Origin of the sequence: Methanosarcina mazei S-6, assembly GCF_000970205.1 — an archaeon.
Classification (GTDB): Archaea; Halobacteriota; Methanosarcinia; order Methanosarcinales; family Methanosarcinaceae; genus Methanosarcina; species Methanosarcina mazei.
The window spans coordinates 938381-954730 of sequence record NZ_CP009512.1 but is presented as its reverse complement, the minus strand read 5'-3'; the positions used below and the strand labels follow the sequence as shown (position 1 = coordinate 954730).

Genomic DNA, 16350 nt, shown 5'->3' with positions numbered 1-16350 from the left:
CAACTATATATTTATTTTTACTATTTTTTTCAAAGGGGAGGCGAGGGTTCTTCTTGCCATAATTCGGAAAAAATAAGGGAGCATTCAGGGATTTTCTCGGCACTTACTAAAATCATATTAAGGTAGAAAGGCCCCCCGCGTTTAATTTCTAAAGGGGCAGGGTCTACGAATTCCAGGATGTCAGCCGGATGTTTGAGATAGAATTTCTCGCGCTCCGGACGGTTCATGTTTTCTTTACAGGGAAGGCCAATTGCAAAAATTCTGGAATCAGGAAGGTTTCTGGCTCCTGCGTCAAGAACAAGCGCAAAAAAGTAGTAAAGCCCATGAGGCAGGTCAAGCATGCACCTGATGTCTGCTTCAAGCTCGGCTAATAAAAGACTCCGGGTTTCTTTCCTGTATACCATTAAAAACAGCACTTTATCTCCGGAAAAGAGTTCCTGGACAGTGTCCGGCAGGAATATGTTTCCGAAGACAAATTCGCATTCTTCGTAAGCCGAAGATGTAAAATCGTTCCTGACAAACAGAAGGCCTTCCTGGTCAGAAAGCGAATAACCCATATTACCTTCAAGGTCAATTATCGGATATTTGCCTGCAGAAGTATCCTTCCAGAATCTGTCAAGAGCCTTAGCCTCAATTCGGGACAATATGCCTATACATTTTCCAGCAGCCATGCCTTCCAATACTGAGCCCCCAGTACCCTGGCTCATTTTCAGCAGCCAGGCATTCCCGGTTTCGGAAAAAATGATTTTTAAATCAGAGGTTACAGAAGATTAATCCCTGAGTAATATATAAAAAGCATTGTATAAATTTATAGTCATGAAAAGGAACTGAATAATCTGGACTTCAAGAAAACAAATCAAGAAAATAGATCCGGATAAAAAGTCCGAAAAATAAATCCGAAAAATCGGAAAAAATCCAGAAAAATCCAGAAAAATCTAGAAAAAACAGATAAGGGTAAAAATAAAGGAAAATCAAGCAATATTAGAACAGTTAATACTATCTAAAAAATTAATAGTTCCAGTCGTTTTTTAAGATTTTCCGAATAACTTTCTCTTTATTTTCCTTTTTGCGCTTCCTGACATCTGTTCAAGGATAATTGAAGTTGGAGTGTTTTTCCCTGCAGGGGCGACTTTCCCTTCCCTGATAGCCTTCAGTACTGCTTCAACCGTATTCTCTTCAGCGTCGATTTCAGTATATGCCTGCCCCACCATCTCGGGAATATGGGAATCACTCCCGGCCACTCCGGGTATTCCGAGCCTTTTTGCTTCTTCCAGGGCTTTCCTGTTGGCCGAGTTAAAAAGACAGCGAGAATTGAAGACCTCAACCGCATCAATATCAAGCCCTTCGAAACTTCCTATCCCGTGGGAACTGCGTTTGAATGGGTGGGGGATAATAACTGTGCCGCCAAGTTTCCTTGCCTTCAGGATTGTTTCTTCCGGGCTAAGCAGGGGCTCGATATTTTCCTTTACTCCCAGAACCAGAATATGCCCTTTTGAAGAACTCACTTCCACCCCAGGGAGTACTGTAATTTCAAGGCCGAGTTCAAGGGCTTTTTCCGCGCAGGCGAGGCCGCCTTCCACAGTGTCGTGGTCACAGATAGCAAACCCGTCGAGCCCCCGTCTGCGGGCAACCTCAATAATGTCCCTGTGGCTTGAATTGCTATCCTTTGAATGCTCGGAATGTACGTGAAGATCGAATTTCATGATAATATAAAATTGCAAGTAGAATTTATATAAATTTTGAAGGGGAAAAGAAAAAAGAAACCAGACGTATGTAAAATCTCCTGCTTATAATAGAACAGGAAAAAAGTGGTAAAATAATAGGAAAATAGTATGAAAAAAATACTTTGAAAAAAATAGTTTGAAAAAAGTCAACTAACTGCGGCAGGATTTCAGGATACCGGGTTCACACTTTAAAGAAAAGAGGCGCTACCTCCAGAAAGAGAAATCTTCCCGCATTTTATAGTGACGGCAGGATAAAATAAAAGCATTTCGATTGAATACGAATAAATTAAGATTTAAGCAAAAATCAGATAAGAGGCAAAAGGAGGAATCACGAACGGGCACACTTATTTTAAAAAATCTGGTGTAGGGGTAGTTTAGGATATTAGGAGGGTCTGATATCTTCAGTAGACACCCGTTCGCAAATAAACAAACGACTTTTGGGTATAAATGTCTTTCGTAGACATACGAACAATATTCAAATTATGCAAAAAACTTTCTGAGAAGAAAAATATTGGCAAACATAAGTTTAATATGCCAATGATTTTTATATCCTACATTCGGCAGGTTGACGTAATTAGAGATAGATATTTTCATATTTTTCTCCCATGAGCCTCAGTATCTTCCAGTGAATATCCTCCATATTCAATATTTCGGACTCTATTTCTCCTTGTTTCTGAATCCTAAGTTCTGTAATTCCCTGGAAATTGAAAAATATCCATCTCATTGTAGGTCTTTTTGTTGACTTCCCTTTTTGATCTGGAACCGTTTCATTTTCTTCTTCTAACTTTGTTCTTAATTTCCATTCTGCAATTGAATAAATCATTAAGCAGAGAACCATTATCATAGTCAGTGCTTCAATTCGGGATTTTTTCTTGAGGTAAACTTTCGATATGCTAAACGTATCACTTTTCAAGAACCTGAATCCTTTTTCTACATTGTCCTGTCCTTTGTAATACTTCAGCATATCTTCAGGAGAAATACTGATATCATTACTTGCAAGAATGAAAAGTCCCATTTTCTCCATTTCTTTCAAAACAAAAGCTTCATTAGTCTTTAAACTGCCATCAATCCTGTAATAAGTCTTTAATTTCTCATCTTTTGAAGGTCTGCCTCTTTTACCCGATTCACGTTTTTTAATGGCTTTCAAATCAACATTTTCAAACACAATTGAGGGGAAATCTTGAATCCATTTCTCTGCGGCTTTTAATGCATCATCTTCACAGAAGAAGTCCTCTCCTTTCAGCTTTTTAAAAGACTTCTCTGCTTTTTCAAACTCTTTGTCAAGCTTTGTTCTGAGAGTTTGCTCTTTTTTCTCTTTCATCTTGTGAGAAAGCAGCAAAACCCACTTTTGTTTAACTCCACCATATTCCACAAAGGTTTGATAAAATGAGTATCTTTCGTCGCTTTTTAGCGTTTTCAGGTTCAGATTTGCAGCTAACAGTTCCTTTGCCTCGGTAATTGTTGCAGGAACGCGACTGATCCAGAATGACGTTCCTATGTTCTTGATATTATTGTCTGTGTAAAAGGAACTATCAGCGACATAGTACACTTTGCTTTCAGGCCTTAGAACTGATTTAAGAGAGTTGATAGCTTCCAGAATTGTGTTTTTGTCGGAAGCATTTCCTGAATGGGTGTTCATGAAAAGAGGTATGCCATGCTGATTAACAATCAAGCTCAGTACAAATTGTTTGAGGTCCCATCTTCCGTTTTTGGGAATTCCAAAAGTAATATCAATAGACTCAGTTTCTTCGTCTTCATAATCCCCATAAACGCTGACACTTGTAGTGTCAGCGTGTAAACAGTGAACAGGAATAGGTAGACGAGCCATAATGTGAAGAGCAATTTCCGTAAACAGTTTTGTAGGGCCATATTTTACGATTCTATCAAGAGTCTCTCCGATAGCATATTGATTCAGGTCTTCTCTTGTTACATTGTCTCCGAAAAGCCTTTCAGTAGAAATGTTTTTGAAAAAATCAGGAAAAAGGTACAGACGTTGCCCTATGAAACCAAGACCATTGAGTACCATGGCAAGGATGCAAACTGAGTGAGGAACATTGTGATCCCTTTCCTTGGGAAGTTTCTCATCGATCAGTTTGTCAACTTCAAGTTCTCTGAAAACTCCAGCCATGAGACCAAGGTGACCTAAGAACCTTGTACGTTTTAAGGAAGATTCAACTCTTCTACTACTGTTTTTCTCTGACATGGGAAGACCAGGAAAGAGATATAAAATTAATAATATTAATCTATATGTTTACCTGCCGAGAGTAGGTTATATAATTGGAAAAGTTTATCATAATTCCGTGCTGCCTGAAAGGGAATTAAAAACAAATTTAACCCTGCTCATCAGGATTAAGTTCCAGAGATTTTATCCTGTTAATTATGTCTTCTCTGGCTTCATAATCCACTGAAATCCTTTCTCCGTACTCGACCCTGTGCACAATGCCTTCATCGTAGAGCCAGGAGAGGACTGACATCCCTTTTTCCGAATTGGGGAGAGAAAAAGAATAGAAAGACCAGGCAGGCAGATGTTTGATTATTTCATCTTTTAACTCCTGCATTCCGATCTTCTTTTTTGCGGAAACAAATACAGGATTGGGAGCCATATAGCCAATTTCTTCCATAAGAGCTTCAAGCTGGGCTTCTTCAAGCAGGTCGATTTTGTTAAGCACTGTGATTATCGGAACTCCCTGTATGCGGTCCCAGAGAGTGTCGTGGGACGTGGAGAGCTTTTGCAGGATTGTTTCGGGTTTTTCACCTGCATCAACCACCAGCAAGATGAGGTCGGAAAGAAAGATTTCATCAAGGGTCGACTTGAATGCATCGACAAGCCAGTGAGGAAGCTCCTCTATAAATCCCACGGTATCCGTCAAAAGTGCTTTTCTTCCTCCCAGGTCAAGCGCCCTGGTTGTAGGAACAAGGGTTGTAAAAAGCATGTTCCTGGCTTCAACGCTTTCATTAACAATCGCATTGAAAAGTGTGCTTTTTCCGGCATTGGTGTAACCTGCAAGAGCGACAAGGGAAAAGCCTTTCCTGTGCCGAAAAGCCCGGAGAGACTCGTCATCTTTTCCTGCAGACTCGAGTTCATCTTCGATCCTGGCTATCCTTTTCTTCAGGTCCTGCTCGTAGGCGTCTTCATAGTCCCCAAGCCCCATAAAACCTGCTCTTTCCTCTTTTTTCACAAGGGAAACAATAGCTCGCGCTCTTGGAATTTCATATTTCAGCCTGGCAAGTTCAACCTGAAGTTTGGAACGGCGTGTAGTAGCTCTTTTTGCAAAAATCTCCAGGATAAGCTGGAATTTGTCCATTACCTGGCACCCGCAGATTTCCGAGATATTGAAAAGCTGAATTGTGGAAAGTCTGTTATAGAAAATTACCTTTCCGGCTCTCTTCTGCCTCACAAGTTCGGCAAGTTCCTCTATCTTTCCTTTCCCGAGCTGGTACCTTGAGTCAGGAAACCTTGTCTGGGTAAGCTCACCGACAGGGATATAGCCTGCGGCTCTTGCAAGCTCTTTCAGTTCCTCAAAGAGGTATTCACTGCGTTCTGGGTCAGCCCGCGGGTTTGTCCTTTTTACTAAAATTACCCGGCTTTCAGCCTCTGTTTTCTTATCTGCTGGAATTTTTACGCCTCGATGTTGAGTTCTTTAATAAGTAAATTTCGCGCACTCAGAGAGATGTGGTGGGCAAGCTCGATAGCTCTCCTCTCAGCCATGGACTCCTGGTACTTAAATGCCTGCGAAAACATGCTTTCAGGCACCCAGAGGGGCTGGTTATACATATCCCCTTTTTCTGCCACAATCGTGCCCTCAAAGGAAAGCTGGTCAGCCGTATCCTCAATTAACTGGACAATATCAAGGAGACCTGGAGCTTTTTTAAGCCAGACTGGAAGAATTTTTACCTGTTTTACCTTTTCTATGTGGTCAGCAGAAACAGTGAGAGCTGCTGCTGCACAGACCATGTAGTAGCCGCCTTTTATCCTGTGCCTTCCTGAAATGTCCACTGCAATAATATCCCACATTTTTATACTTCACCCTCTTTACGGGATGAAAACGTAACAAGCCAGAAGTAAAGTCAATAAAACACATTCGTTCTTTAAGAAATAATACAGAAGCAATATGAGATCAATAGAATCAAACGGAATTACATTTTGACCCTGCCTATATCAAGGTACTCGACTTCTTCCCCTTTCTCGACCGCAAAAAGCATTCTTTTTCTTACGCTGTTTGCAAGCCTTACAGCCCCGGACATGACCGGAAGCCTGAACTCATAATCTGCAGGGATAACGTTCACAAGGTATTCTGAGTGGGGAATTTTTTCTATTGATTCGACTTTCCTGTAGACTCTGAAATGTGTCCCGAACTTAAATCCTGTCTTAACCACATGCCCGGAGTCCCTGAGGGCTTTATATGCGCTGTATTTGCGCAGGAAAGAGCCTTCGATTTCCGAAGCTTTTTCAACAAACTCTTCGAATGAGAAGATTTTTCCTTTCCTGTCCCGGACGACTATAACCCCTCTCGAAAAAAGGTAGAGGGACTCGACCAGCGAAAGCTGCAGCCTTTCAGGATCAAGCATTTTCCCGTAAAAGCCCCTGGAATAAAGTGCCCCGGAGGCTTCTGCATCCCAGGCTATTACCCTGTCTTCAAGGAAAGTTGCATCGGCTTTGACTGCAGGGAAGGGCTCAGGCATTTCCCCTTTGGGAGAAGCGGATTTGATTTCGTAAAAGGTGAGGTCACTTTCTTCGTCCACAACAGCCAGGATGAACTGCTTGTGGACATTTTCTGCAGAAGCGACGGATTCCTGCAAAAGTTTTACAGAAAGGGGCTGCCTTTCGGAAAGGACGTGAACAAAAATTTTTGCTGCGCTTTTTCCCGGGTGGCTGCCTCGAGGGTACACCCTGAAATCCGCGGATGAGGGCTGGACATAATATCCTCTTTCTTTGAGGTCCTTGTAAACGATGTACTTAAGCTCGAAATTCTGCTGCCTCAGAGAAGCCTGTTCAAAAAATGCCCTGAAACCTAGCAGTTTTCCTTCAAGCTCGATGTCGAGTTTTCCTCGGGACTGAAGGTACGCAGCCTCCACAAGTGAGAGTTCAAGCCCGTCGTCTTTTGGACGCCCGAAATAACCTGTTTTGTAAAGTTCGGCTACAGCTTCCTTTCCTGCGAGGACCCTGTCCCCTTTAAGTTGTGTTTTCAATAGATTCACCTGAAAAGAAAATGGGATGAAAATAAGTTACATAAAAATTTATTTTATAAGATCCCGGTTTTTAACAGTCTGATTTGCACCGGACCGGATTTTTACCCTGGCATTTAAGAATCCGGCTCTTATTAATAACTGGTGTATAATAATCCGGCTTAATATAATATTGTTTTTTCTGCCTGCAGAGGAGGCAAGTTGCTCGTAACTCTTTAGCTGGAAACCCTGGAATCCCTGAACTTTCTTGCAGCTTCGACTAGAGAGCCGGCAAGCTCCCTGTATGCAACTCCGTGAAGGTGTGCATAAGAGCCAATGGTATTGTTAACTATGAGCCCGTCCCTGTCGCCTCTTATCCCCGTGCCCCTGGAGAGTGCTATTGCAAATTCCGCATCATCCGGGATTTCAAGGATTTCAGAGTGGTGGAATTCGTGCCCTTTGAAGCTGTTGCCTTTTTTCCCTATAGGGCAGTCCCTTGCAAGGGTCCCGATATTGTAACTGACAACCCGTGTCTGTCCCATAATTGTGTGGCCCGGAAGAGCCCCGACCATTGAATAAGTGGACTCGGGCATGGAAGCATCGTGATAAGTGCCTTTCCCGGGGACACCGGTACTGATTTTTTCCGTAAGGTACATGAGCCCTCCGCATTCGGCATATATGGGCATACCTTCAGCAGAAGCTTCTTTGATGGCTTTCCGTATGGTTTCGTTGGCTTCAAGTTCGGTTGCAAAAAGTTCGGGGTAGCCGCCTCCTATGTAAAGCCCGTCAACCTCAGGAAGCCCGGGGTCATTTACAGGGCTGAAGTAAACAATCTCAGCACCTGCAATTTCCAGGAGGTCGATATTGTCGCGGTAGTAGAAATTAAAAGCTTCATCAAGAGCAACCCCTATCTTCGGCTTTGGAGAATTTTCATTTACGGCAGGGGAAAAGATACTGTTTTCCAGAGCTGTAAGAGGTTTTGCACTTTTTGCAATTTCCAGAAAACGGTCCACATCAATTCCTTTATTGATAATCTCTTCAATGCCGTGTAGCCTGTTCTCAAACCCTCCATCTCCGAGCCTCCGCCTTCCTTCTAGAGCCGGCATAAGCCCGAGGTGCCGCATGGAAATCTGCATCGAAGGGTCCCTTGGAATGATCCCTAAAACAGGCACGCTGGTATAATGTTCTATTGCCTCTTTTGCCTTCTGTGCGTGGCGGCGGCCTCCGATATTATTGAGGATTACTCCCGCGATCTCAACATCGGGGTCGAAGTTCTTATACCCGCCTATGAGAGCAGCAGCTGAGCGTGTAATGCTGCGAGCATTGATTACGAAAACCACAGGGCATTTAAGGATCTTTGCAATCTGGGCAGTGCTCCCGACGTCGCTTAGACTTTCAAAACCCTCAAAAAGCCCGCGAACACCTTCAATAATTGCAATATCGGCCCCACCACCGGTTTCACAGGCATGGGTGTAAACATCAAGAATTCCGTGCTCATCCATAAGGTATCCGTCAAGGTTCCTGCAGAACCTGCCCGTGATCTCGGTATGGTAACTGGGGTCGATATAGTCAAGGGCGACCTTGAAAGGCTGGACTTTATACCCTCGTGAGACAAGGGCAGCCATGAGCCCCATGGAAATTGTGGTCTTGCCTGAAGAAGAGCGGTCTGCGGAAATCAGGACTCTGGGAATACTCCCGGCATCTTTTCCGCCCGGATGGTTGCTTTGGGACATGTTTTCACTACCCCTGATGTGGTTTTTCTATTTACTGCGGCACAGGTAGTTTTTACGGATAGTTTTGCAGTTATGATGCTTTTAAGAATTTATTTTTTCATGTTTCGCTTATTTTCAATTATTTCCAGTTCGCGTTCCAGAACTTCCGGTTTACTTTGTCATTTCCCTCAGCCGCTCATCGCTCAGGTGGTCTGCCATAACCTTTTTTTCATTTTCCAGGATTGCTTTTCCAAGCTGGCGGTAGACTTCGGCAATATCGGAGTCAGGAGCTTTCTCCATAACGGAATAGCCTTCCCTCTCCCAGTCCTGTACTGCCTGCCTCTTTGGAATGAAAGCCATTAACTGGCTGCCGATTTCTTCGGAAAACTTTCTGACAATTTCCTCTTCCCTGCTTGCGTTTCTTGAGTTGCAGATAACTCCGCTGAGAGGCATCCCGATTTTGGAAAGCCCTTTACAGATATTGTTTGCTGCATAAAGGGGCATGTACTCTCCCGAGGTCAGGACATAAGCCTCGTTTACAAAGCCTTTCCTGACAGGGGCAACAAACCCGCCGCAGACGATATCCCCGGGTACATCGTAGATTATGAGGTCCTGTTCTTTCAGAAGGTCTCCGGTGACGCTCTTTAATTTCTGGATTGCGACTATAATTCCGCGTCCTGCACAGCCTATTCCAGGCTCCGGGCCTCCGGCTTCCACGCATTTGACGCCTGCATACCCTTCAAAGACAATGTCTTTTTCCTTAACATCCACGCCTTCGCGGAGGAGGTCAAGAATTGTCGGAATTCTCCGCCCTCTGAGAAGGGTTATCGAAGAATCGCTTTTGGGGTCACAGCCTATGATCATAACTTTCTTGCCTTCTTCCGCACAGGCGGCTGCAACATTTGAAGCTGTGCTCGACTTGCCTATGCCGCCTTTTCCGTAAATTGCAATGATCTTTTGTTTTTTCAAAGGATCTTCCTCCCGCTATTGAATATTTTCCGGCTTTATCCTGATTTATCATGGACTCTGGTTTTTTATCCGGTCTTTCTTTCCCATTTCAGGCTTCCTTTGCAACTTCCCTTAATGTGGCTCCGAATTCGGACTCCACGATCTGGCTTACTCCAAGGGTCTTTGGGTGGAGGTCAATCTCAACCATAACATGCTCATGCCCCATTTCTTTTAATGGGAGAACCTGCCTTGGACCATTTGTGATCGAGATCAATTCCATATGCCCTATGTTTTCCATGGGAACTGCATGTGGGACACCTGTGATAACGGCAAAATCATAATCACTGTATTTTTCTTTTATCAGCTCGCTGACCTTTTCCCCTGCAACAGGGTATTCGTCCATGCCACCGATTATCTCGTGAATCTCGACCCCGTGGGCTTTGAAGTCCCGCATAATATATTCTGCATGCTGCCTGACACGGGGAAGCCCGAGCTCAGGGTCAATGTTTGCCATGTTTACCAGGTTTTCCTTTTTCCCGAGAGCCTCTGCAACCTCATTGACTGCAAGGGTAATATCTGCAAACATATAGCCGGTTTCTTTTTTGGCGTTCATTATGATCAGGCCTTTCTTGCCTTCCTTCAGGAGTTCAACAAGCCTCTTTGCAACTTTATATTTGACGTCGCCCCTGGAGGGAGCAAGGTACTCTTTGCTTGCAGCCCCGAATTTCTTTTCAACCTCTGTGGCTTTCTGGAGGAGGTATTCCTGGCGCTCGAACTCTTTATGGTCAATTATCCCGGCATCGAGTGCGGATTCCAGAGCAAAAATCACGCCTTTTGTGTTGTTGTGATAGCCTGCGTGAACTTCGACTTCAATTACAGGGATGTCCGGGTTTGCTTCAAGCACGGCTTCGTGCATTTCCTCTCCTATGATCATGCTGGCGCAGGTCCCGACAACGCCCAGGATTTTCGGGTTGAATAACTCGATTGACTTGTTGATGACCTGCACAAGCTTATCGTGCCCACCGAACACAAAACCGTTTTCGTCAAGCCCTGTGGTTACCACATGGATCCCGTCTTCTTCAAGCAGCCTTGCATGTTTGAAAGAACAGCCTGGAGGCCCGTGCAGGATTGCAACATCTACGTTTAAGTCCCTGAGAGTATAAAGAGCCGCAACGATTGAACTCGGGCGGGGATGGATAATTGAAATCTCTTTTTGAGTCATGACAAATCCTCTTTCTGATTATACGAATACCGGTATGGGTTCCATCCGGAAAATTTCGGAGTCCCGCAGGACAATTACCCCTGCATTAACGGGAAAGGTGCCCGAAAACATGATTATTTGAATTTTAATACAGTTAGACAGGTGAAATAGCCATATAAATTAAACAGGTGACGGTCGGCTAAGGGTTAATGAATGATAGTTAAATCAGTGATGAAATCAGACAGGCAACGGAAACGAATACAGATTGGAAGACCCTGTATAAAATTGTATCATAAAAATTCTGCAAAAAGCCTGCTGCCCGAAACGAATCCTGAAACGTAGACAACCACACATGTGTTCCCTGTTTTCCAGATTGGAGAGGAAAAGTTTCGAAAAAACAGCACACATTTGAAGCCACCTCAAAACATTTCTCAGCGGAAACATTTCACAGAGGAAAGGATAATATCTTCAGTTCCCGCAAGTTCCACAGCTTTTGAAAGCCCTTCCTGGATGCTGCCTGCATAGGAAGCGTTTTTAGCAGTTACTTCCTGCATCCTTTCTCCTACCAGTATAATTTGCCCGCATTTTGTACCTGATTTTTCTACAAACTTCTGCACTGAGGCAGGAGGCAGCCCTTCACAGACCTGGGAAGCTTCTTCTCCGAGGACGAGGATTACACTCCTCTTTTTTTCGTCTTTTTTCTTAAGAAGGGCATACTCAAGGGCTTTTTCTGCAGAAAGGATGTCCATCCCGGAATTTGAGTTGTCAATCAGGGCAATCCCGTTAAGTTCTTTTTCCTGCATCCTGCCTGAAAGCCCTCTGAACTCCTCAAGCACGGAAACTACATCTTTTACCTCAACCCCGAGTTCGAGAGCTGCGGCAGAGGCTGCAACAAAAGCAGTCCTGTATGCAGAACTGCTGTATCCCGGGCTCAGGGAAGCTGAAAAGATTTCTTTTCCCCGGCTGAGAAAACGCAGGGTAGAGCCCGAAACTTCTGAAATGCCTGAAGCTTTTTCGGTTTCCAGGACAAAGTCCGGAGTCCTGCCAGTTTCAGAAATGTTTGCATGAGCCTCTGCAAGAAAAGGGTCTTTAAAGGTGAGAACCTCTGCCTGGGTTTTTTTTGCAGCTTCAAGGGCTTTTTCCGCCCCCGAATTGATGAGAAGGACACTTCCGGGTTTTGCATTAAGGATAAGCTGGAGTTTTGCGTCGCTTGCAAGGGCTGTGTTGTTTGCGATCCCGTAATCAGGGGAAAGAGTTGTAAGAATCCCGAAATCTGCTGTCCCGGTGCCTCCGATAGAAATCTCAAATATGAAGAATTCAGGCTTTAAATCAGGTTCTACTCCCGCCTCAAGGCTTTTTTCAACGGCTGTAAGGATGCTTCCAGGAGTGATGCTCAGGCCCCTGTAAATTGAAGAGTGAAAACCGTTATCCCAGACTTCCAGTCCCCGGGAGGTGTGGAGCACAACTTTGAACCTGCGAGAGAGCATGTCAGCGAGAAGGGAGGCAGTACTTGTTTTTGCTTTTACGCCCGTTACCTCTACTATTTTTGTGCCCGAAAGCCACGGGTTTTTTTTAAGGATCTTTCCCACGATTTCGTGGTGCGAAAGAATGGTTTTTCCTGCTGCTCTGGCTTCCTCCAGCATGGAGTAAGCAGAATCAAGGTGTACGGGTGCTACCAGGAGGTCAAATTCGGAAACGGGGAGGGGAGCTTTTGAACAGCGGATGCCGTATTTTTCTTCAAGCTCCCCGAGAAGCGCAGGGTCCACGGTCCCGTAAACGTCCACCCCGGACACATCATTTCCCAGGGCTGCAAGCTTTTTTGCGATTGGAATGCCGCCGTGAGTAAGGTCAAGCACGGCGAGCTTCTTCCGCAGCAGGCCCATAATAAAACCGGACTCGAATATTATTCCTACAGGGACTCCTGGACCCTCTTGAAGACGAGTTCTGCGATCAGTTCGTCAGCACCGAGAGGCTTTGCGTAGCAAAGGGGGACTTCCTTCCCATCGATTTCAAGGATTCCGCACCCTTCTTTGTCAAGGCTCAGGATTTCAGGGATGTCCTTTGTGATGTGGACGCCTGAAGCCAGAAAAACAGGCACTGCTGAAATCTTTGTTACTCCTGTACCGGAGAAGCCTTCAATTGCCTCTTCAAGGGTCGGCTCGCTGTTTTCCATAAATCCTGCTCTAACAACAACATCAGAGTGCTTTTGTGCGATGTAATTTGCGATCTGGGTTACTACTTCCTTGTTGTAAGGCAGTTTGCTCCCGTGGCCGATGGCCAGAATTCCAAGTTTCTCGGTCATTTTTAAAACCTCTTATATATAAGCTAAACATTGTTCAGAATCTGCTTAACACAATTATTCTGATTTGTAACATCACAGAGTTTAACATAGTTAGAATTTATCCAATATATTCTCTTCGTTTCTAAAAAATTATATATATTAATTAATTTATGAAGTGACCGAAACTGTTTCATATGATAAAAATAAGAGAATTTAAAGACAGTTTAAGAGATGAACCTGAAAAAGTAGTTACCATCTATATCCATTTGGCATCGGTTAACGAATTTTACGCACAACTTCGAATACCAAGTATAACTATTTTCCAACAAAATTCATAGATATATGACATAAAAAATAACACTTTTTGACGTTTTAATCCTCAACCGAATCCAAGTGTATCTATATCTTTTTCGATAATAGCTGCTAGCTAATTTTCGATAGACCATTGAGTTACAGTTTGTCCTGAATTAGTCGGGAGCCGCAATTATCGTACAAGAATTCGATTTTACTTTATATATATAATTTATATTTGTACTGTAAATCTTATAGTAAATTCAGTTCCGGAATCTCTATTTAACTCAATCTGGCCTTCTAACTGGTCAACCAGGATTTTTACTAACTGTAAGCCAAGAGAGCTGGAATCTTCCAGATTAAAGTCCTCAGGAATACCAATTCCATTGTCCGAAACTATTAAAATAACATTAGTGCCACCATAACTTTCTTTTATGACTCTCTGCTCTTTGTTTTCGTGTTCTGCAGAGTCTTCCCTGTAAAGTTTGATTTGAATTTCCCCATAATCTCTACCTGAAAATGCGTACTTCAGGGAGTTGGAAACAAGTTCGTTAACGATAATTCCCAATGGGATAGCAGTATCCATATCGAAGAAAATGTTTTCTTCCAGCTTGATGTCCAGGCTCGTATTGACATTTTCAAGTATATAAGTCTGGAAAAGATTTTCAACAAGTTTTTCGAGGTAAGGCGAGAAGTTTAATGTATCCGTTCCCCTGCCTTCGTGCAGCTCTTCATGGATAAGAGCGATTGACATTACTCTGTTCTGACTTTCTATGAAAGCGTTAAGGACTTCCGTATCCTCAGCAGATTCTCTGCTTCTGAACTTTTCAGCCTGAAGGTCCAGAAGGGAGCAGATTACCTGAAGATTATTCTTTATCCTGTGATGGATTTCCTTTTTACGGGCAATTTCGAAATTCCTGAGGGCTTCTTCGGCTTCTTTTCGTTTTGTAATGTCAGTATGAAGGTTCATAGTTCCAAAAAACTTACCATCCTTATCAAAAAGAGATTTGGAGTTTGTATATGTCCAAACTGGATAGCCGTCTTTATGTATAAATTTAATTTCAAAGCTCTCATTGACATTTTTCCAACCTTTTTCTAACATCTGTTTGATAATAGTCTTACTTTCATCACTGAGAAGATCCCACATCGATCCGCCAATGAGTTCTTCCGAACTGTAACCAAACATATCTTCAATCTTCTTATTGACGAAAGTAATTCTTTCTTCAGCATCAACTATGCTTATGCCTTCATTTGCAGTCTCCACGATGTTGCGGTACTTCTCTTCGCTTTCACGAAGTTTTTCTTCTATTTTTTTTCTTTCTGTTATATCTCTGGAAATGAAAGAGATAGCAATCAGCTTTCCATAGGAATCAAAAACAGGAGAAAGAGTTATCGAGACGTATATTGTCGTACCGTCCTTCCTTAACCTTAAGGTCTCATAATGCTGGACCTTTTTCCCATGCATTATCTCTTCAATTAGTTTTATGGTTTCTTTATCTAAATGAGGTGGAGTAACGATAGATACAGGCTTTCCCAGAACCTCTCCCACCGAATAACCATAAACATTCTCAGCTTCTTGATTCCAGCCTGTAATGTTGCCATCCAGGGATATAGTTCCAATAGCATCGTTTGATGATTCCACAATATTTGCCAGGATCTTGAGCTGTTCTTCTACTTTTTTTATCTCAGTGATATCCTGAACCGTTCCTTTCACCTGAACAGGGTTATTTTTCTCATCAAAAACAACTTCAGCCTCTGTACGGACTATGCGCTCTTCTCCGTCACCTAAAATTATCCTGTAGTTACCTGCAACAGATTCTCCATTTAAACCCTTTTTTAGGGCATTATCTACACGGTCCCTGTCATCTGGATGCACATAACTCAGGAACTCGTCATAAGTTGCGCCCGATTCTTGAGGGGAACGTCCAAAAATGTGATATAGCTCGTCAGACCAGCATACTTCACCAGTTATAAGATTCCAGTCCCAGCTTCCAATATGAGCCATTCTTTGAGCTTCAGCAAGCCTACTTTCACTTTCCTTTAACGAAATATAAGATTTCTCAAGCTCTGATGTACGTTCTGTAACTGTTTCTTCTAAACTGTCGTGTGCCTCTTTCAGGGCTTCTTCTGCTTTTTTGCGTTCGATTACCTGTGCAATTAAAAAAGCTACCGAACTGAGAAAATAGGTATCATCTGAAGTAAACTTCCTTTTTTTCCTGGAATGGACACCAAGTACTCCGAATATTTTCCCGATACTGCCGATTGTAACACTTACTCCGCTATTAACCTCGTGCATTCTCAGTATTTCAGGTTTCTTAAAGCGGCTTTCTCCTGCAAAATCTTCCACAACCACAGGCATACCTGAAAATAAGGTACATCCCGCCTGTGACTCCTTTTCTCCCCCAATAATAGCTTTCCCTACAAGCCCATGTTTCCATCCAGACCCAGCCCTTAACAGGAAGTTTCCGTCGGGCATAAGTTCCAAAATTTTACAATATTCTACTTCAAGTATATTTGCAATCAGCTTTACGCTCTCATCCAGAAAGATTTGCAGGCTTTCGAATTCAAGAGCGACTTTTCCTATTCTGTAGAGAATGTCGTTCTGCTTTTCCTTGATACGGAGCCTTTCTTCAAGCTCTTTCTGGTCAGTTATGTCGAACCCATAAATGTTTACGCATTTTTCTTCAGATGAAGGATGAAACGCGACCAGGTATACTTTTTTCTCTATTTTTAATTCCATTTTTTCAGGTCTATTTAAAGTAATTACACTCTTCACGAGGTCTCTTAAATAGGACGGCAATTTTTCCCCTACCACCACACCCCATTCGTGTAATAAGGGCTCACCTGCTTTGTTTGAGTAAAGAACAGTACAATTATTTGCCACACTCAGCACAGGATTCGGATTCTTTGCCGGAAATTGCTCCAGGTCTGTTTTCATAATTCCCATCAGACTCCTATCTTTGACGGCAGTATACCTGACTTTATCTTATTGTTGCGACCACTCACACGCGAGAATATAAAAGTTAA

Annotated in this window: 13 protein-coding genes; 1 reads left to right on the top strand and 12 read right to left on the bottom strand. The window is 43.1% G+C overall.

All coding sequences use genetic code 11. The features are described from left to right. Positions 1-29: 29 nt before the first annotated feature. From MSMAS_RS04225 to cfbD, 9 genes are all read right to left on the bottom strand, one after another. Positions 30-671 (bottom strand): hypothetical protein, encoded by a 642-nt coding sequence (locus MSMAS_RS04225; protein ID WP_226987725.1) that lies wholly within the window; start codon positions 669-671, stop codon positions 30-32. 357 nt (positions 672-1028) lie between these two features. Then, the gene (locus MSMAS_RS04220) at positions 1029-1703 is read right to left on the bottom strand and encodes a PHP domain-containing protein (protein ID WP_048039858.1); all 675 of its coding nucleotides are present in this window, start codon (positions 1701-1703) and stop codon (positions 1029-1031) included. A gap of 595 nt (positions 1704-2298) precedes the next feature. Further along, complete coding sequence (locus tag MSMAS_RS04215; protein WP_048046335.1) at positions 2299-3927, bottom strand: IS1634-like element ISMma3 family transposase; 1629 nt, start codon at positions 3925-3927, stop codon at positions 2299-2301. A gap of 127 nt (positions 3928-4054) precedes the next feature. Continuing rightward, positions 4055-5341, bottom strand: coding sequence for a GTPase HflX (hflX, locus tag MSMAS_RS04210; protein ID WP_080503017.1), 1287 nt, complete (start codon positions 5339-5341; stop codon positions 4055-4057). A gap of 2 nt (positions 5342-5343) precedes the next feature. Continuing rightward, a complete protein-coding gene (locus MSMAS_RS04205) occupies positions 5344-5739 on the bottom strand; it encodes a DUF2209 domain-containing protein (protein WP_011032463.1) in 396 nt (131 codons plus the stop codon). Between the two features lie 122 nt (positions 5740-5861). Next, positions 5862-6914, bottom strand: a complete 1053-nt coding sequence (endA, locus tag MSMAS_RS04200) for a tRNA-intron lyase (protein ID WP_048039778.1) — start codon at positions 6912-6914, stop codon at positions 5862-5864. A gap of 212 nt (positions 6915-7126) precedes the next feature. Then, positions 7127-8623, bottom strand: a complete 1497-nt coding sequence (gene cfbB / locus MSMAS_RS04195) for a Ni-sirohydrochlorin a,c-diamide synthase (protein WP_048039780.1) — start codon at positions 8621-8623, stop codon at positions 7127-7129. 150 nt (positions 8624-8773) lie between these two features. Next, on the bottom strand, positions 8774-9571 hold the full coding sequence (cfbC, locus tag MSMAS_RS04190; protein WP_015411155.1) for a Ni-sirohydrochlorin a,c-diamide reductive cyclase ATP-dependent reductase subunit: 798 nt from the start codon (positions 9569-9571) through the stop codon (positions 8774-8776). Positions 9572-9659: 88 nt separating this feature from the next. Continuing rightward, positions 9660-10772, bottom strand: coding sequence for a Ni-sirohydrochlorin a,c-diamide reductive cyclase catalytic subunit (cfbD, locus tag MSMAS_RS04185; RefSeq protein WP_048046334.1), 1113 nt, complete (start codon positions 10770-10772; stop codon positions 9660-9662). Here cfbD and MSMAS_RS19710 point away from each other — a divergent pair. After that, the gene (locus MSMAS_RS19710) at positions 10771-10893 is read left to right on the top strand and encodes a hypothetical protein (protein ID WP_015411156.1); all 123 of its coding nucleotides are present in this window, start codon (positions 10771-10773) and stop codon (positions 10891-10893) included. The genes cfbD and MSMAS_RS19710 overlap by 2 nt on opposite strands. A 289-nt stretch (positions 10894-11182) precedes the next feature. Here MSMAS_RS19710 and cfbE read toward each other — a convergent pair whose 3' ends face one another. From cfbE to MSMAS_RS04170, 3 genes are all read right to left on the bottom strand, one after another. Beyond that, a complete protein-coding gene (gene cfbE, locus MSMAS_RS04180; RefSeq protein ID WP_011032468.1) occupies positions 11183-12634 on the bottom strand; it encodes a coenzyme F430 synthase in 1452 nt (483 codons plus the stop codon). A gap of 26 nt (positions 12635-12660) precedes the next feature. Continuing rightward, a complete protein-coding gene (cfbA, locus tag MSMAS_RS04175) occupies positions 12661-13053 on the bottom strand; it encodes a sirohydrochlorin nickelochelatase (protein ID WP_011032469.1) in 393 nt (130 codons plus the stop codon). Positions 13054-13555: 502 nt separating this feature from the next. After that, positions 13556-16261, bottom strand: coding sequence for a PAS domain S-box protein (locus MSMAS_RS04170; protein ID WP_048046923.1), 2706 nt, complete (start codon positions 16259-16261; stop codon positions 13556-13558). Positions 16262-16350: the final 89 nt, after the last annotated feature.